Genomic DNA, 15,975 nt, shown 5'->3' on the forward strand with positions numbered 1-15,975 from the left:
GACCGCCGCCAACTCATCTGCCAGCTATTTATTGTCGGACACCTTGCCTGCATTTCGAATCATCGTGTTGAGCCCGTTGTAGTCATTGCAGCCCAACGCTTCAGCCTTATCCAGATAGGCAATATTCTGACTGTCAGGTCGGTCATTCTCGCTTACACGCGTCAGTGCCAGAATGTAGTTGGCCTCGGCCCGATATTGGTCTTCTGTCAGGGTTAGCGCGACGGCGCGGGCCCGTATGGCCGCCAGTACACCGTGCTGCGGCAACGGTGCCCCTTCATCCAAAAAACATAGGGAATGCTTGGCCGGTAACGGATAGGCGTCACCATAGGCGTCGGACTTCTGCAGCAACTGCTCCAGCGACTGCAAGTACTTCAGGTGATCTGCGTTGTGCAGATCAAACCGTTCGTATGCCTTATCGCACAAGTGGTAATAGCCAACCGCAGCCGCCAACAAGCCTTGGTCCATAGCTTTTTGGTAAAGGCTACAAGTCTCTTTGCGCGACCGCTCAGAGAACTTCGGATTGTCCTGCAGGTTAGCCAGAAAGTACGTTGCAACTGTGTGTCCGCCATCAGACGCCCGTTTCAGACTGTCTACGAGCGCTTCAAAATCACCCTCTGCATTGCGCAGCTGCTCTGGGCTGTACTTGATATCAGGCTCCCCGGCGTCTTCCCGCCTGACCCTTTCATCGGCCTCACGCCTGATCTTATCGGCCACTCTCTGAGCGCGTTGAAAGTATTGATCGGGGGTTACAACAGGTTCGCATGCTACAGAGCACAGCAGACTTAAAAACAGCATGCAGGCGAAGATGAGTTTCAAAACTTGTCTTCCTTTACAAGTGGGGACGTAGAGCTTTCGGCGGATAAATGCAGATCTTGAACACCACACAAAACAACTGTGGGAGCGAGCTTGCTCGCGATGGCGGCCTGACAGTCAACTTGGATGTTGAATGTTATGGCCTCATCGCGAGCAAGCTCGCTCCCACATTGTGTATTGCGTAGGGCTTAGGACTGTTTCTCGAACTTCAAATCCCACACGCCGTGTCCAAGACGTTCGCCGCGGCGTTCGAATTTGGTGATCGGGCGCTCGGCCGGGCGCGGTACGCACTTGCCGTCTTCGGCAAGGTTGCGGTAGCCCGGCGCGACGTTCATCACTTCCAGCATGTATTCGGCATACGGTTCCCAGTCGGTGGCCATGTGCAGCACACCGCCGACTTTCAACTTGCTGCGTACCAGCTCCGCGAACGACGCCTGAACTATACGACGCTTGTGGTGACGGCTCTTGTGCCACGGGTCCGGGAAAAACAGCATCAGGCGATCGAGGCTGTTATCGGCCACGCAACGGTTGAGCACTTCGATCGCATCGCAATCGTAGACCCGCAGGTTGGTCAGGCCTTGAGTCAACACGCCATTGAGCAACGCGCCGACACCTGGGCGGTGTACTTCAACGCCAATGAAGTCCTGATCAGGCGAAGCCGCGGCCATTTCCAGCAGCGAATGGCCCATGCCGAAACCGATTTCCAGCGAGCGCGGTGCCGAGCGACCGAACACCTGGTCAAAATCCACCGGCGCGTCGGCCAACGGCAGGACGAACAGCGGCGTGCCTTGGTCCAGGCCGCGCTGCTGGCCTTCAGTCATGCGCCCGGCGCGCATCACGAAACTCTTGATGCGGCGGTGTTGGCGCTCTTCGCCCTGTTCCGTCTGGATAGGCGTGTCGTTCGATTCAGTCATCAATGGCTCTTACTTGATCAGACCATCCAGCGGCGAGGAAGCGCTGGCATAGAGTTTTTTTGGCATGCGCCCGGCGAGGTACGCCAGACGACCTGCAACAATGGCGTGTTTCATCGCTTCAGCCATCATGATCGGCTGCTGGGCGTGGGCGATGGCCGAGTTCATCAGCACCGCTTCGCAACCCAGTTCCATGGCAATGGTCGCGTCGGATGCCGTACCGACACCAGCATCCACCAACACCGGGATCTTGGCTTCTTCGAGGATGATCTGCAGGTTGTACGGGTTGCAGATCCCCAGGCCCGTGCCGATCAGACCGGCCAGAGGCATGACGGCAATGCAGCCGATTTCCGCCAGTTGACGGGCAATGATCGGGTCATCGCTGGTGTAGACCATCACGTCGAAACCTTCCTTGACCAGCACTTCGGCGGCCTTGAGGGTTTCGATCACGTTAGGGAACAGGGTTTTCTGGTCCGCCAGCACTTCCAGCTTCACCAGGTTGTGGCCGCCGAGCAGCTCACGGGCCAGGCGGCAGGTGCGCACAGCCTCGGTAGCGTCGAAGCACCCAGCGGTGTTCGGCAGGAAGGTGTAGCGATCCGGCGACAGGACTTCGAGCAGGTTCGGTTCGCCGGGGTTCTGGCCGAGGTTGGTGCGGCGCACGGCGAAGGTGACGATCTCGGCACCCGAGGCTTCGATGGCCAAGCGGGTTTCTTCCATGTCACGGTACTTGCCGGTACCTACCAGCAAACGCGACTGGTAAGTACGACCGGCCAGGACGAAAGGCTTGTCGCTGCGTACGTTGCTCATCGGAAATCCTCTGTTGGGGTGAGGTTCTTGCAGAATGCTGTGGATGCTCGGAAATCCGAAAGGTCTAGCCGCCGCCGATGGCGTGTACGACCTCTACGGAATCGCCTTCCTTGAGAGCAGTTTCCGTGTGCTGGCTGCGCGGAACGATATCCAGGTTGAGTTCGACCGCCACCCGGCGTCCGGTCAGTTCCAGACGGGTCAGCAGGGCCGCAACGGTTTCGCCGTCGGGCAGTTCAAGGGATTCGCCGTTCAACTGAATGCGCATGCCGGATGCCGCCATCATTTTTAGGGGCCAGCATTCTAGCCCGATCAGTCAGGTCGACCCAAGCCATTCGTCTTGAAACGGACTCTTAAGTCAGCTCAAGCGCCAGGCGGCAATCCCCAGGCACAGCCAGCCCACAAGGAACGCCAGACCGCCGAACGGCGTCACGATGCCCAGCTTGCTGACACCGGTCAGGGTCAGCAAGTACAGGCTGCCGGAAAACAATAGGATGCCGATGGCAAATGATACGCCGGCCCAGGTGATCAAGCGCCCGGGAATCTGCACGGCCAGCAGTGCTACGCCCAACAGCGCCAGGGTGTGCACCAGTTGGTAGGTGACGCCGGTGTGGAAAATCGCCAGGTATTCGGCACTCAGGCGGGCTTTCAGGCCATGGGCGGCAAATGCGCCCAGGCCCACGCCGGTGAAACCGAAAAAAGCGGCCAGCATCAGAAAGCCACGCAGCATGAGGAACTCCAGTCAGAATCATCGGGCAGGGTCTGTATAATGGCCCGCTCGACGGGTTCGGCCAAGCCATCTCTATGCTGCGTTTATTGTTCCGCCGTTTCACAAAAGCCCTGCTCTGGTTCGCCGGTGGCAGCGTGTTGCTGGTGCTGTTATTTCGCGTCGTTCCGCCTCCAGGGACGGCGCTGATGGTCGAGCGCAAGATCGAATCCTGGGTCGATGGCGAGCCTATCGACGTGCAGCGCAACTGGCAGCCGTGGGAAAACATTTCCGATGACCTGAAGGTCGCGGTGATGGCTGGCGAAGACCAGAAATTCCCCGAGCACTGGGGTTTTGACTTCGGCGCGATCCAGGCCGCGCTGGCCCACAACGAACTCGGCGGCTCAATCCGCGGCGCCAGCACCTTGAGCCAGCAAGTCTCGAAGAACCTGTTCCTGTGGTCCGGCCGCAGCTGGCTGCGCAAAGGGCTGGAAGCTTGGTTTACCGGGCTGATCGAAGTGTTCTGGCCCAAGCAGCGGATTCTTGAGGTATACCTCAACAGCGTGGAATGGGATGACGGCGTGTTTGGCGCCGAAGCAGCTGCAAGGCATCACTTTGGCGCGAGCGCCCGGTCGCTGAGCCGTCAACAAGCCAGTTTGCTGGCCGCGGTACTGCCAAACCCGCGAGCCTGGAGCGCCGGCCATCCGAGCCCTTATGTATTGCGACGCGCGAGCTGGATTCGGCAGCAGATGAGCCAGTTGGGCGGGGATAGCTACCTGACCGGACTCAACGATTCGCGCCGGGCGCCTTGGAACCAGTAGTAGATCACAACTCCAGCAGCATTGAAGATCTACTGTGGGAGCGGGCTTGCTCGCGAAAGCGATTGATCATTCAACATAGATGTCGACAGACCCAACGCTTTCGCGAGCAAGCCCGCTCCCACATTGGTTTTGTGTTGTTCCGGGATTATTGGGCACAAACAAAAACGCCCCGATCATTGATCGGGGCGTTTTTTATTGCGTTACCGCTTAAGCAGCAATCGACAGCTTGAGCTTGTTCATCGCGCTCTTCTCGAGCTGACGAATACGCTCGGCCGACACGTTGTACTTCTGCGCCAGGTCGTGCAGCGTGGCTTTTTCTTCTGCCAGCCAGCGCTGATAGAGGATGTCGCGGCTGCGGTCGTCCAGCACTTCCAGCGCTTCGTGCAGGTTGTGGGTGGAGTTGTCGGTCCAGTCGGCATCTTCCAGTTGACGGGCCGGGTCGTACCGGTGGTCTTCCAGATAGTTGGCCGGCGACTGGAAAGCGCTGTCGTCGTCCGCTTCGGCGGCCGGGTCGAAGGCCATGTCATGGCCGGTCAGGCGGCTTTCCATCTCGCGAACTTCCCGCGGCTCTACGCCGAGGCTTTCAGCTACGCGATGGACTTCCTCGTTGTTCAGCCATGCCAGACGCTTCTTCTGGCTGCGCAGGTTGAAGAACAGTTTGCGCTGGGCCTTGGTCGTGGCGACCTTGACGATGCGCCAGTTGCGCAGGATGAATTCGTGGATTTCAGCCTTGATCCAGTGCACCGCAAAGGACACCAGACGCACGCCCATTTCCGGGTTGAAACGCTTGACCGCTTTCATCAGGCCAACGTTGCCTTCCTGAATCAGGTCAGCCTGGGCCAGGCCGTAGCCGGAATAGCTACGGGCAATATGTACAACAAAGCGCAGGTGGGCGAGCACCATCTGCCGAGCCGCCCCCAAATCCTGCTCATAGTAGAGACTCTCGGCCAGTTCACGCTCCTGCTCCGGTGTCAGCAATGGAATGCTGTTCACCGTATGCACATAAGCCTCCAGGTTCGCGCCTGGGACCAGAGCATAAGCAGGTTGCAAAGAAGTGGTCATACGAAAAAACCTCCGACTCACATAACTCGTGCAGTTCAGCACTGCGAAAAGTTGACCGGGAACCGAAGGACAAGTTCCCCTATACGCTGAAAGGTCATACAAGCAATAAGACTCTACTTCGGTGCGAGCTCTCTCAAATGGCGCGCTACCGCAATCCATGCACCGATATACCCCAACAGCACTGCGCCTAGCAAGAGTGAAAGACCATCGGCAACCGGCACCCCGGCCAACGCGAAATTACTGCCATACAAGCCGGCCAGCCCAACCACTGCGTCGTTCAGCCAATTCAGGCCAAACGCCAGAACACCCCAGGAAAGAATCCCCGCACCGAAGCCATATAGCGCACCCATGTACAGAAAGGGCCTACGCACATAGCTGTCAGTGCCGCCGACGAGTTTAATCACTTCTATCTCTGTGCGGCGGTTTTCAATATGAAGACGAATGGTATTGCCTATCACCAAAAGTAATGCAGAAACCAGCAACACGGTCAGGCCGAAGACAAACCGCTCGCCCAGCTTGAGGATGGCCGCCAAACGCTCGACCCAGACTAGATCAAGTTGCGCCTGTTGTACCTTCGGCAACTCGGAAAGTTTTTGTCTTAATGCTTCAAGAGTCGTCTTGTCGACTTCATTCGGAGTAACCAGCACCACGCCAGGCAACGGGTTCTGCGGCAGCTCCTTGAGTGCCTCGCCCAGACCGGACTGCTGCTGGAACTCTTCCAGCGCCTGCTCGCGACTGATGTATTCGGCATCGGCTACGCCCGGCATGCCCTTGATCTGCTCGCGCAGTTGCTCGCCTTCGTTGGCGCTGGCATCGATCTGCAGGTAAAGCGAGATCTGCGCCGCACGCTGCCAGGAGCCTCCCAGACGTTCGACATTGTTCAGCAGCAACGACAAGCCCATCGGCAAACTCAGGGCAACCGCCATCACCAGACAGGTGAAGAAGCTGCCGATGGGCTGCTTGCCCAGACGCCGCAAGCTGTCCAGCAAACTGGCGCGGTGACTTTCGATCCAGGCGCGCAACAAGGTGCTGAAGTCCGGACCATCGTCTTCATCGCGCTTTTTCTTCTGTGGTTGCGGATCGGCGGCCTTCGGGGCCACGCGCTCGGAAACCTTCGGACTGCGTGTTGCACTCATACCCCGGCCTCCCCGTCGCCGATCAATCGGCCACGCTGCAAGGTCAACATGCGATGACGCATGCGGGCGATCAGCGCCAGATCGTGACTGGCGATCAGCACGCTGGTACCCAGACGGTTGATGTCTTCGAAGACGCCCATGATTTCTGCCGCCAGACGCGGATCGAGGTTGCCAGTCGGTTCGTCCGCCAGCAGCAAGGCCGGGCGATGGACGATGGCGCGGGCAATGCCGACACGCTGTTGCTGACCGGTGGACAGATCACCCGGATAGAGGTCGGTCTTGTCCGAGAGTGCAACGCGCTCCAGGGCCGAATCCACGCGCTTGGCGATTTCAGCCTTGGACAAGCCAAGAATCTGCAACGGCAAGGCGACGTTGTTGAACACCGTACGGTCGAACAACAACTGGTGGTTCTGGAACACCACGCCGATCTGCCGGCGCAGGTACGGGATCTGCGCGTTGCTGATGGTCGCCAGGTCCTGCCCGGCCAGCAGCAGTTTGCCAGTGGTCGGACGCTCCATCGCGAGCAACAGCCGCAGCAGGGTACTTTTACCGGCGCCGGAGTGGCCGGTGACAAACAAGAACTCGCCCCGACGGACTCGAAAGCTCAGCTCATGCAAGCCGACGTGACCGTTCGGATAGCGCTTACCGACCTGTTCGAAACGAATCATGAACGCTCCCGCTCGGCAAATAGTGCCTGGACAAAGGGTTCTGCTTCAAAGGTACGCAAGTCATCGATGCCTTCGCCGACACCGATGTAGCGAATCGGCAGGCCAAACTGCTTGGCCAGGGCGAAAATCACCCCGCCCTTGGCCGTGCCATCGAGTTTGGTCAAGGCCAGGCCGGTCAGTTCGACTGTCTGGTTGAATTGTTTGGCCTGGCTAATGGCGTTCTGGCCAGTACCAGCGTCGAGCACCAGCAGCACCTCATGCGGCGCATCGGCGTCGAGTTTACTGATCACCCGGCGAACCTTTTTCAGTTCCTCCATCAGGTTGTCTTTGGTGTGCAGGCGACCGGCGGTATCGGCGATCAGCACATCAATGCCACGGGCCTTGGCGGCCTGTACCGCATCGAAGATAACCGAAGCCGAGTCGGCGCCGGTGTGCTGGGCGATCACCGGGATCTTGTTGCGTTCGCCCCAAACCTGCAATTGCTCGACCGCCGCGGCACGGAAGGTATCACCGGCTGCGAGCATGACTTTCTTGCCTTCAAGCTGCAGCTTCTTCGCCAACTTACCGATGGTGGTGGTTTTGCCGGCACCGTTGACGCCGACCACCAGAATCACGAACGGCTTGTTCTGCGAGGTAATTTTCAGCGGCTGCTCGACCGGCTTGAGCATGTTGGCAAGCTCGGCCTGCAAGGATTTGTACAGTGCATCGGCATCGGCCAGCTGCTTGCGCGCGACCTTCTGGGTCAGGCTCTGAATGATCACCGATGTCGCTTCGACACCCACGTCAGCGGTCAGCAGGCGGGTTTCGATGTCTTCGAGCAGTTCGTCATCGATGATCTTCTTGCCGAGGAACAGGCTGGCCATGCCCTCGCCAATGCTGGCGCTGGTTTTCGACAGGCCTTGCTTGAGGCGGGCAAAGAAGCCGGCTTTGGTTTCTTCGGTGCGAACCGGTTCGGCTGCAACCGGAGCCGTAACCGGAACGACCGGCGCTGGCGCTGTTACCGGAGCCGCAACGACGGGCGCTGGTGCAGGCACAGGTTCTGGAGCCACAAATGCCGCAATCACTGGCTGAGGCAGATCAGGTTCATCAACCATCAACTGTTCAGCCGCCGGATCAATGACCGGGACCGGTTCGACCACCAGCAGCTCTACCGCTTGCTGAACCACTGTCGGCGCAGGAATCGGTGGCGTGACATGCGGCGCCAGCTCGTTTTCGACCAGGGCGACCGGTTCTTCAGCCACCGGCAGCGTCAACCACGGTTTGTGTATGACTTCTGGTGCGCGCGGCACTTCAGCCAGGGGCACAGGCGCTGGCTCGACAACCGGCTGCACTACCGGCTCGGCTATCGGCAATACGGCAGCAGCCGGTGCTTGCGCAACGGGCGCTGCTTCTATTACCGGCTCAGGCGCAACCTCTGGAAGTGGCTGTGGCTGTTCGACGGCGGGTGCCTGCGGCTTTTTGCGCAGCCATCCGAACAGGCTTTTCTTCTCGCCAGCCGCAGCTGGGGTCTTCTTGTCGTCGTTGGAACCAAACATGGAGGACGGCTATCTCACGGTAGCGACGCGCCAATGGCGCCTCGGCAAATAAATATTCGATGCAGAACAGACTGCGTTTCACCCAGCTTGTTCACGCGCAACATTTTGTCGAAGTGCTCAACAGCACCTCAAGGATCGATTTTACGAAGGACTGAACTGGCAAAATCGGCGAAAAAGCGGAGTTTAGCTGATAAACAGAGGCTTTCCGCCGTGAACCCATACAGCCTGATCAAGCACAAAAGCCTGATAGGCGTGGCCGCCAGTAAAACGGATCAGTATCCTAGCACCCTCTAGCCCGCTGACGCTAAGACCTAGCGGGCAGCCCAACAGGTTTAAAAACGAATGAATGCTCTAGCCCGCCGCGCTGCAGGCCTGCTGCTCAGCACAGTTTGTCTGCCCCTTTCAGCTTTGGCTGCCGCCCCCCAACCGACCCACGAATTCACCCTCGACAACGGCCTCAAGGTCGTCGTGCGCGAGGATCATCGTGCCCCCGTCGTCGTTTCCCAGATCTGGTACAAGGTTGGCTCCAGCTACGAAACCCCGGGCCAGACCGGTTTGTCCCACGCCCTGGAACACATGATGTTCAAGGGCAGCGAGAAAGTCGGCCCTGGCGAAGCGTCGTTGATCCTGCGCGACCTCGGTGCCGAAGAGAACGCCTTCACCAGCGACGACTACACCGCGTATTACCAGGTGCTGGCGCGTGATCGCCTGGGCGTGGCCTTTGAACTGGAAGCCGACCGCATGGCCAACCTGCGCCTGCCGGCCGACGAGTTCAGCCGCGAGATCGAAGTGATCAAGGAAGAGCGCCGCATGCGCACCGACGACAAGCCGATGGCCAAGGCTTACGAGCGCTTCAAGGCCATGGCCTACCCGGCCAGCGGCTACCACACGCCGACCATCGGCTGGATGGCTGACCTGGATCGCATGAAGGTCGAAGAACTGCGCCACTGGTATAAATCCTGGTACGTGCCGAACAACGCCACGCTGGTGGTGGTCGGTGACGTAACCCCGGACGAAGTCAAAGCCCTGGCCCAGCGCTACTTCGGACCGATCCCGAAGCGCGACGTGCCGCCAGCGAAGATTCCGCTGGAACTGGCCGAGCCCGGCGAGCGCCAGATCACCCTGCACGTACAGACACAATTGCCGAGCCTGATGCTGGCCTTCAACGTGCCGAGCATCGCCACTGCGCAAGACAAGCGCTCGGTCAATGCCCTGCGGTTGATCGCGGCATTGCTTGATGGCGGCTACAGCGCGCGCATCTCGGCGCAACTGGAGCGCGGCGAAGAACTGGTCTCCGGTGGTTCATCGAGCTACGACGCCTACACCCGCGGTGACAGCCTGTTTACTTTGTCAGCCACGCCGAACACCCAGAAACACAAAACCATGGCCCAAGTCGAAGCCGGCCTGTGGAAACTGCTCGAACAGCTGAAAACCACCGCGCCTTCAGTTGATGAAGTTGAACGTGTACGCGCACAAGTGATCGCCGGCCTGGTCTACGAGCGTGACTCGATCACCAGCCAGGCCACTGCCATTGGTCAGCTGGAAACCGTCGGTCTGTCGTGGAAGTTGATGGACACCGAACTCGCCGAGCTGCAAAGCGTGACACCGGAAGACATCCAGAAAGCCGCCCGCACCTATTTCACTCGCGAACGTCTCAGCGTTGCGCATGTACTGCCACTGCCCGAGGAAACCGCTCATGAGTGAGAGTAAAAAGCCACGTCTGGCCCTGATCGGCCTGTTACTCGTCGCACTGGTCGCCGCGTTCGGTTTCTACCTCAGCCGTTCGACCGAGACCAACGCCAGCGAAGCCCTCGACCAGGCCAAGGCCAGCAAAAAGCTGCAATCACTGGCCGAACTCGACAGTAAAGCGCCGAGCCACCGCACGCTGGACGTGCAAACCTGGAAAACCGCTGAAGGCTCCAAGGTGCTGTTCGTTGCAGCCCCGGAACTGCCGATGTTCGACATGCGCCTGATCTTCGCCGCCGGCAGCAGTCAGGACGGTGATAAACCGGGTCTGGCGGTGCTGACCAATGCCATGCTCAACGAAGGTATCGCCGGTAAAGATGTCGGCAAGATCGCTGAAGGCTTCGAAGGCCTTGGCGCAAACTTCGGCAACGGCGCCTACAAAGACATGGCCGTCGCCACATTACGCAGCCTGAGCGCTGTGGATAAACGCGAACCGGCGCTGAAGCTGTTCGCTGAAGTGGTCGGCAAACCGACGTTCCCGACCGACTCATTGGCGCGCATCAAGAACCAGTTGCTCGCCGGCTTCGAATACCAGAAGCAGAGCCCCGGCAAACTGGCGAGCCTTGAGCTGATGAAGCGCTTGTATGGCAACCACCCATACGCGCACTCAAGCGACGGCAATGCGCAAAGTGTGCCGCCGATTACCGTGGCGCAATTGCGGGCCTTCCACGAGAAAGCCTATGCCGCAGGCAACGTGGTGATTGCACTGGTGGGCGACTTGTCGCGCAGCGAAGCCGAAGCGATTGCCGAACAGATTTCCGTCGCACTGCCAAAAGGCCCGGCGCTGGCGAAAATCGAACAACCGGCTGAACCAAAAGCCAGCATCGGGCACATCGAGTTTCCGTCCAAGCAAACCAACCTGATGCTCGCGCAACTGGGCATCGACCGTGACGATCCGGACTACGCGGCCGTCTCCTTGGGCAACCAGATTCTCGGCGGCGGTGGCTTCGGCACCCGACTGATGAGCGAAGTACGTGAAAAACGCGGCCTGACCTACGGCGTTTATTCCGGTTTCACCCCGATGCAGGTCCGAGGCCCGTTCATGATCAACCTGCAAACCCGCGCCGAAATGAGCGAAGGCACACTCAAACTGGTGCAGGACGTGCTCGCCGACTACTTGAAAACCGGCCCGACCCAGAAAGAACTCGACGACGCCAAACGTGAACTGGCCGGCAGCTTCCCGCTGTCCAACGCCAGCAACGCCGATATCGTCGGCCAACTGGGCGCCATGGGCTTTTATAACTTGCCGCTGAGTTACCTTGAAGACTTCATGCGGCAGTCGCAAAGCCTGACGGTCGAGCAGGTCACCGCGGCAATGAACAAACACCTGAGCACGGACAAAATGGTCATCGTTTCTGCTGGTCCGACCGTGCCGCAAAAGCCGTTACCGGCCCCAACTGACAAACCATCCGAGCAGCCGCTCGGGGTTCCGGAGCATTAATGGCCAGTCCATCGCGTCCTAAAAAACCTGTTCATAACGTGCATAACGGCGTGAACCAATTGCGCATCATCGGCGGCGAGTGGCGCAGCCGTCGCCTGAGTTTCCCGGACGCTCCGGGCCTGCGTCCGACGCCCGACCGCGTGCGTGAAACCCTGTTCAACTGGCTCGCACCGTACGTTGCCGGGGCCAAGGTTCTCGATCCGTTTGCCGGCAGCGGCGCGCTGTTTCTCGAAGCGCTGTCCCGTGGCGCCGCCATGGGCCAGGCGCTGGACGCCAGCAGCCTGGCGGTTTCCAGCCTGAAAGAACATTTGGGAACGCTGCGTTGCACCGTCGGCCAGGTGCAAACCGCCGATGCCTTGCGTTACCTGGAAACCCAGCCAGCGATCGCCTACGACCTGGTGTTCCTCGACCCACCGTTCAACCAGAACCTGTTGCCCGCCGTTTGCACATTACTTGAAGAACGCCAATGGCTCGCCGACGACGCGTGGATCTACACTGAAAGTGAGACCGCGCCATCGACCCTCGGTCTGCCAGGGGGCTGGCGTCTGCACCGGGAGCAAAAGTCCGGGCGGGTCTACTACGCGTTGTGGCACCGTATGGCAGAGATCGCCGGTTAATCCACCGGCCTGAACAAGGCGCGTGCCTGGGGTTAACAATCTCTGGCACGCGCCGCTGCATCGAGAACAACCGTGCCTACACCGCCTGATCGTTTCATCCCGGCCTTCGGCCTCGGCAACCCGCATCTGCAAACCTTGTGGGGACCGCTGTGGCGCAAAACCACTCATCTGGATCGACAACGCGAACGTCTGTGGCTCGACGACGGCGACTTCCTCGATCTCGACTGGCACGGGCCGCACAGCGCCAATGCGCCTCTGGTGCTGGTGTTGCACGGATTGACCGGCTCTTCGAACTCGCCGTATGTAGCCGGCCTGCAAAAAGCCCTGTTCGCCCAAGGCTGGGCCAGCGTGGCGCTGAACTGGCGCGGCTGTTCGGGCGAACCGAATCTGTTGCCGCGCAGCTATCATTCCGGCGCCAGCGAAGACCTCGCGGCGGCTATCAACCACCTGCGAGCCACCCGCCCATCGGCGCCGCTGTACGCGGTCGGCTATTCGCTGGGCGGCAACGTGCTGCTCAAGCACCTGGGTGAAACCGGCAGTGGCAGTCAGTTGCAGGGCGCGGTGGCGGTCTCGGTCCCCTTTCGCCTGGACCAATGCGCCGACCGCATCGGCCAGGGACTTTCCAAGATCTATCAAGCGCACTTCATGCGCGAAATGGTCGCCTACATCAAGAACAAGCAACAGAAGTTCCTCCACGACGGCCACCACGAGGGCCTGGAGACCCTGGCCAGACTCGGCTCACTGGAGAACCTGCGCACGTTCTGGGATTTCGATGGGCGGGTGACTGCGCCACTGAACGGTTTCAAGGACGCGCATGACTATTATCGCCGCGCCTCCAGCCGGTATTTTCTCGGTGAGATCCGCACGCCGACCTTGATCATTCAAGCGGCCGACGACCCTTTCGTGTTTCTCCACAGCTTGCCGCACGCCAGCGAGTTATCGGGCTGCACGCAGTTCGAGTTGCAGGCCAAGGGCGGGCATGTCGGCTTTGTCGACGGCACGTTCCGCAACCCCGGTTACTACCTGGAACGGCGCATCCCGCGCTGGCTCGCCAACACGGGTCGCGAGTAAGGCCATGGAGGCCACTCCGAGCGAGTCGATCCACTTCTGGCAAACGGCACCGTTGGCCGGCGTCGAGCTGTTGTCCGCGCGCTACATCGAACAGCGCTTCGTCCCTCACGTACACGACGGTTTCGTCATCGGCATCATCATGGCCGGCGCTCAACGCTACCGCTATCGTGGTGCCGAGCATCTGGCCGGCAGCGGGACGCTGGTGGTGATCAATCCGGACGAACTGCACACGGGCCACAAAGGCACGGACAACGGTTGGCTGTACCGGGCGTTCTATCCCGACAATCAGCAAATTCTTTCGTTGCTCGGCGAACTTGAGCTGCCTGACCACGACTTACCGGCCTTTGGTGCGACGCTGTATCGCGACCCGGATCTGGTGAGTGGCCTTTGCCAACTGCACCGTTTGCTGGAGAGCCCTGCCAGTGCGCTGCAACAGCAGACCGCATGGCGGGAAATGATGCTGTCGTTGCTGCAACGTCACGCCGCAGTAGCAACGCCCGGTCAACCTGGACAGGAACATCGGGCCATCGCCCGGGCCAAGGAACTGCTGCACGCGCAGCTCGCTGCACCGCCCTCCCTGGAAGAACTGGCCGCTGCGGTGAACCTTTCGCCCTTCCACTTCGCCCGAGTGTTTCGCTACGCCACCGGCATGCCGCCGCACGCCTGGCTGATGCAGCAGCGTATCGCCCAGGCCCGTGCGTTATTGCAGGAAGGTTGCCTGCCGCTGGAAGTCGCCACCCAATTGGGTTTTGCCGATCAAAGTCATCTGAGCCGACAGTTCAAGAAGGTTTACGGCGTTGGGCCGGGGGCGTATCGCAGTGCCCGACAATCGTCCAGGAAATAAGCATTACTGTGGGAGCGGGCTTGCTCGCGAAAAGGCCATGTCAGCAGATATCAACGTCGACTGACACACCGCTTTCGCGAGCAAGCCCGCTCCCACATTGGATTGGCGATTAGTCGCCGGTAGCGACGCCCCGCGCCGGATCGGTGATCCATTCGCTCCACGACCCGGCATACAGCGAGCCCAATGGATAACCCGCCAGGCACAACGCAAACAGGTTGTGGCACGCGGTCACGCCAGAGCCGCAATACGCCACCAGTTCGGTCGGCGAACGATCACCCAGTTTCGCCGCAAAGCGCTGCTTGAGCTGATCGGCGGGAAGGAAACGCCCGTCGGCATCCAGGTTGTCGGTAAAGGCCGCGCATTGCGCGCCGGGAATGTGCCCGGCGACCGGATCAATCGGCTCGACCTCGCCACGAAAACGCGGCAGGCCCCGGGCATCGAGCAAGGTCAGGGTCGGCTGACCGAGGCGCTGTTGCAGTTTTTCGGCACTCACTAACAAGGTGTGGTCCGGCGCGCCGGTGAAGGAGCCACGGCTGATTGCCGGAGGATCCAGGCTCAGCGGTAAACCCGCCGCGTGCCAGGCCTTGAGGCCACCGTCGAGAATGAACACACCGTCGCGCTTGCCCAGCCACGCCAGCAACCACCAGGCCCGCGCGGCATACATGCCGGGGCCGTCGTCATACAAAACGATTTCGCTGTCGTTACTGATGCCCCAATCCTGCAAACGCTGAATCAAGTGGTGCGGCGTCGGCAATGGATGGCGACCGGTGACACCCTTGACTACGGGTCCGCTGAAGTCACGTTCGAGGTCCGCAAACGAGGCACCCTCGATATGCCCCAGGGCATAGCTGCGCTGGCCGTAATCCGGGTCTTCGAGGGCAAAACGACAATCCAGAATCACCAACCCGGCCTGAGCCTTTTTCTGGTCCAGGGCATTCGGGCTGATCAGTTGCGCAATGGGCATAGCGGGCTCCTGTGATTAAGTCTTTGATCGATCCTACTGCACTTCTTCCAGAGCCTGGGCCAACGGCACGTAAAACTCCTCGAACAAGGTAGTGACCGCCTCGCGCGCTTGTTCCGTGACAAATCCGGCTTCCAGCACCAGCACCTGATACACGCCACGTTTAATGGCTTGCTCGCTGAGGTGGTTGGAATTTTCCCGTGTGGTGCACAGAAAACGCACCCAGGACGTGAGGATGATCCAGGCATTGAGCGTCAGGGATTCGATCTGGACCTTGTCCATGCACAGGATGCCGGCGTCGACGAAGCCTGCGTAAATCGCCGTGCCCTGGATCAGGCAACGCTGGGAAAAACGCCGGTAGCGGGCAGCCAGTTCCACATCGTTGTCGAGCAAGTGCTCGAGATCGCGGTGCAAAAACCGGTAGCGCCACATGGCGGACAGCAGTTCCTGCAAGTAGAAGCGCTTGTCTTCAACGGTCGCGGCGCGGCCCTGGGGTGGGCGCAGGAAGCTCTCTACCAGGGCTTCGTACTCACTGAACAACACGGCGATGATCGCCTGCTTGTTGGGGAAGTGGTAGTACAGGTTGCCCGGAGAAATCTCCATGTGCGCAGCGATATGGTTGGTACTGATGCTGCGTTCACCCTGTTGATTGAACAGCTCCAGGCTGTTCTGCACGATGCGCTCGCTGGTTTTTATTCGTGGGGCCATGGCTTGAGCTTTAATTCTTCAGTGCGTTGCCGGGCATCTTACGACCTATCCGCTGGCGGATAAATCATCGCTTCCGGAGGATGTCATTTGACTTTCTAGAGCATAGACTCTAAAAACTTCCTCATTCTAAA

The 15,975-nt window shown here is 59.8% G+C and carries 17 protein-coding genes; 6 read left to right on the plus strand and 11 right to left on the minus strand.

Annotation, left to right across the window (positions count from 1 at the left end; all coding sequences use genetic code 11):
- Positions 1–24 precede the first annotated feature (24 nt).
- From AC3WK5_RS24075 to AC3WK5_RS24095, 5 genes are all read right to left on the minus strand, one after another.
- Positions 25–816, minus strand: a complete 792-nt coding sequence (locus AC3WK5_RS24075; RefSeq protein WP_103316784.1) for a hypothetical protein — start codon at positions 814–816, stop codon at positions 25–27.
- A gap of 185 nt (positions 817–1,001) precedes the next feature.
- The gene (gene trmB / locus AC3WK5_RS24080) at positions 1,002–1,727 is read right to left on the minus strand and encodes a tRNA (guanosine(46)-N7)-methyltransferase TrmB (RefSeq protein WP_103316786.1); all 726 of its coding nucleotides are present in this window, start codon (positions 1,725–1,727) and stop codon (positions 1,002–1,004) included.
- 9 nt (positions 1,728–1,736) lie between these two features.
- Positions 1,737–2,531, minus strand: coding sequence for a thiazole synthase (locus tag AC3WK5_RS24085; RefSeq protein ID WP_019694092.1), 795 nt, complete (start codon positions 2,529–2,531; stop codon positions 1,737–1,739).
- A gap of 64 nt (positions 2,532–2,595) precedes the next feature.
- Complete coding sequence (thiS, locus tag AC3WK5_RS24090; RefSeq protein ID WP_177474842.1) at positions 2,596–2,796, minus strand: sulfur carrier protein ThiS; 201 nt, start codon at positions 2,794–2,796, stop codon at positions 2,596–2,598.
- 90 nt (positions 2,797–2,886) lie between these two features.
- Complete coding sequence (locus AC3WK5_RS24095) at positions 2,887–3,258, minus strand: DUF423 domain-containing protein (protein ID WP_103316788.1); 372 nt, start codon at positions 3,256–3,258, stop codon at positions 2,887–2,889.
- Positions 3,259–3,332: 74 nt separating this feature from the next.
- Here AC3WK5_RS24095 and mtgA point away from each other — a divergent pair, with 74 nt between their 5' ends.
- On the plus strand, positions 3,333–4,055 hold the full coding sequence (mtgA, locus tag AC3WK5_RS24100) for a monofunctional biosynthetic peptidoglycan transglycosylase (RefSeq protein WP_103316791.1): 723 nt from the start codon (positions 3,333–3,335) through the stop codon (positions 4,053–4,055).
- A gap of 207 nt (positions 4,056–4,262) precedes the next feature.
- Here the strand turns inward: mtgA and rpoH are convergent, their stop codons facing one another.
- From rpoH to ftsY, 4 genes are all read right to left on the minus strand, one after another.
- Positions 4,263–5,117, minus strand: coding sequence for an RNA polymerase sigma factor RpoH (gene rpoH, locus AC3WK5_RS24105; RefSeq protein ID WP_019694095.1), 855 nt, complete (start codon positions 5,115–5,117; stop codon positions 4,263–4,265).
- 113 nt (positions 5,118–5,230) lie between these two features.
- Positions 5,231–6,253 (minus strand): permease-like cell division protein FtsX, encoded by a 1,023-nt coding sequence (ftsX, locus tag AC3WK5_RS24110; RefSeq protein ID WP_103316795.1) that lies wholly within the window; start codon positions 6,251–6,253, stop codon positions 5,231–5,233.
- On the minus strand, positions 6,250–6,921 hold the full coding sequence (gene ftsE / locus AC3WK5_RS24115) for a cell division ATP-binding protein FtsE (RefSeq protein WP_019694097.1): 672 nt from the start codon (positions 6,919–6,921) through the stop codon (positions 6,250–6,252). The genes ftsX and ftsE overlap by 4 nt, the downstream gene beginning before the upstream one ends.
- A complete protein-coding gene (gene ftsY, locus AC3WK5_RS24120; RefSeq protein WP_103316797.1) occupies positions 6,918–8,456 on the minus strand; it encodes a signal recognition particle-docking protein FtsY in 1,539 nt (512 codons plus the stop codon). Before ftsY ends, ftsE begins: the two co-directional genes overlap by 4 nt.
- A 342-nt stretch (positions 8,457–8,798) precedes the next feature.
- On the opposite strand from ftsY, the gene AC3WK5_RS24125 reads away from it, so the two are divergent.
- The 5 genes from AC3WK5_RS24125 (at position 8,799) to AC3WK5_RS24145 (ending at position 14,175) form a co-directional block, all read left to right on the plus strand.
- Positions 8,799–10,160, plus strand: coding sequence for a M16 family metallopeptidase (locus AC3WK5_RS24125; RefSeq protein WP_054594475.1), 1,362 nt, complete (start codon positions 8,799–8,801; stop codon positions 10,158–10,160).
- The gene (locus AC3WK5_RS24130; protein WP_103316799.1) at positions 10,153–11,643 is read left to right on the plus strand and encodes a M16 family metallopeptidase; all 1,491 of its coding nucleotides are present in this window, start codon (positions 10,153–10,155) and stop codon (positions 11,641–11,643) included. Before AC3WK5_RS24125 ends, AC3WK5_RS24130 begins: the two co-directional genes overlap by 8 nt.
- The gene (rsmD, locus tag AC3WK5_RS24135; RefSeq protein ID WP_054594477.1) at positions 11,643–12,260 is read left to right on the plus strand and encodes a 16S rRNA (guanine(966)-N(2))-methyltransferase RsmD; all 618 of its coding nucleotides are present in this window, start codon (positions 11,643–11,645) and stop codon (positions 12,258–12,260) included. The genes AC3WK5_RS24130 and rsmD overlap by 1 nt, the downstream gene beginning before the upstream one ends.
- A gap of 72 nt (positions 12,261–12,332) precedes the next feature.
- Entirely contained in the window at positions 12,333–13,331 is a 999-nt protein-coding gene (locus AC3WK5_RS24140; RefSeq protein WP_103316801.1) for a hydrolase, read from the plus strand.
- A 4-nt stretch (positions 13,332–13,335) separates the two neighbouring features.
- Positions 13,336–14,175, plus strand: a complete 840-nt coding sequence (locus AC3WK5_RS24145; protein WP_103316803.1) for an AraC family transcriptional regulator — start codon at positions 13,336–13,338, stop codon at positions 14,173–14,175.
- Positions 14,176–14,284: 109 nt separating this feature from the next.
- Here AC3WK5_RS24145 and AC3WK5_RS24150 read toward each other — a convergent pair whose 3' ends face one another.
- Both AC3WK5_RS24150 and AC3WK5_RS24155 read right to left on the minus strand, forming a co-directional pair.
- Entirely contained in the window at positions 14,285–15,139 is an 855-nt protein-coding gene (locus AC3WK5_RS24150) for a sulfurtransferase (protein ID WP_103316804.1), read from the minus strand.
- Positions 15,140–15,172: 33 nt separating this feature from the next.
- On the minus strand, positions 15,173–15,844 hold the full coding sequence (locus AC3WK5_RS24155; RefSeq protein WP_103316806.1) for a TetR/AcrR family transcriptional regulator: 672 nt from the start codon (positions 15,842–15,844) through the stop codon (positions 15,173–15,175).
- Positions 15,845–15,975: the final 131 nt, after the last annotated feature.

The sequence above is a fragment of the Pseudomonas sp. FW306-02-D09B genome (genome assembly GCF_058782685.1).

Excerpts from the sequence above, each read along its gene's own strand:
- trmB (WP_103316786.1), bottom strand. The coding sequence starts at position 1,727 with ATGACTGAATCGAACGACACGCCTATCCAGACGGAACAGGGCGAAGAG.
- AC3WK5_RS24085 (WP_019694092.1), bottom strand. The coding sequence starts at position 2,531 with ATGAGCAACGTACGCAGCGACAAGCCTTTCGTCCTGGCCGGTCGTACT.
- thiS (WP_177474842.1), bottom strand. The coding sequence starts at position 2,796 with ATGCGCATTCAGTTGAACGGCGAATCCCTTGAACTGCCCGACGGCGAA.
- AC3WK5_RS24095 (WP_103316788.1), bottom strand. The coding sequence starts at position 3,258 with ATGCTGCGTGGCTTTCTGATGCTGGCCGCTTTTTTCGGTTTCACCGGC.
- mtgA (WP_103316791.1), top strand. The coding sequence starts at position 3,333 with ATGCTGCGTTTATTGTTCCGCCGTTTCACAAAAGCCCTGCTCTGGTTC.
- rpoH (WP_019694095.1), bottom strand. The coding sequence starts at position 5,117 with ATGACCACTTCTTTGCAACCTGCTTATGCTCTGGTCCCAGGCGCGAAC.
- ftsX (WP_103316795.1), bottom strand. The coding sequence starts at position 6,253 with ATGAGTGCAACACGCAGTCCGAAGGTTTCCGAGCGCGTGGCCCCGAAG.
- ftsE (WP_019694097.1), bottom strand. The coding sequence starts at position 6,921 with ATGATTCGTTTCGAACAGGTCGGTAAGCGCTATCCGAACGGTCACGTC.
- ftsY (WP_103316797.1), bottom strand. The coding sequence starts at position 8,456 with ATGTTTGGTTCCAACGACGACAAGAAGACCCCAGCTGCGGCTGGCGAG.
- AC3WK5_RS24125 (WP_054594475.1), top strand. The coding sequence starts at position 8,799 with ATGAATGCTCTAGCCCGCCGCGCTGCAGGCCTGCTGCTCAGCACAGTT.
- AC3WK5_RS24130 (WP_103316799.1), top strand. The coding sequence starts at position 10,153 with ATGAGTGAGAGTAAAAAGCCACGTCTGGCCCTGATCGGCCTGTTACTC.
- rsmD (WP_054594477.1), top strand. The coding sequence starts at position 11,643 with ATGGCCAGTCCATCGCGTCCTAAAAAACCTGTTCATAACGTGCATAAC.
- AC3WK5_RS24145 (WP_103316803.1), top strand. The coding sequence starts at position 13,336 with ATGGAGGCCACTCCGAGCGAGTCGATCCACTTCTGGCAAACGGCACCG.
- AC3WK5_RS24150 (WP_103316804.1), bottom strand. The coding sequence starts at position 15,139 with ATGCCCATTGCGCAACTGATCAGCCCGAATGCCCTGGACCAGAAAAAG.
- AC3WK5_RS24155 (WP_103316806.1), bottom strand. The coding sequence starts at position 15,844 with ATGGCCCCACGAATAAAAACCAGCGAGCGCATCGTGCAGAACAGCCTG.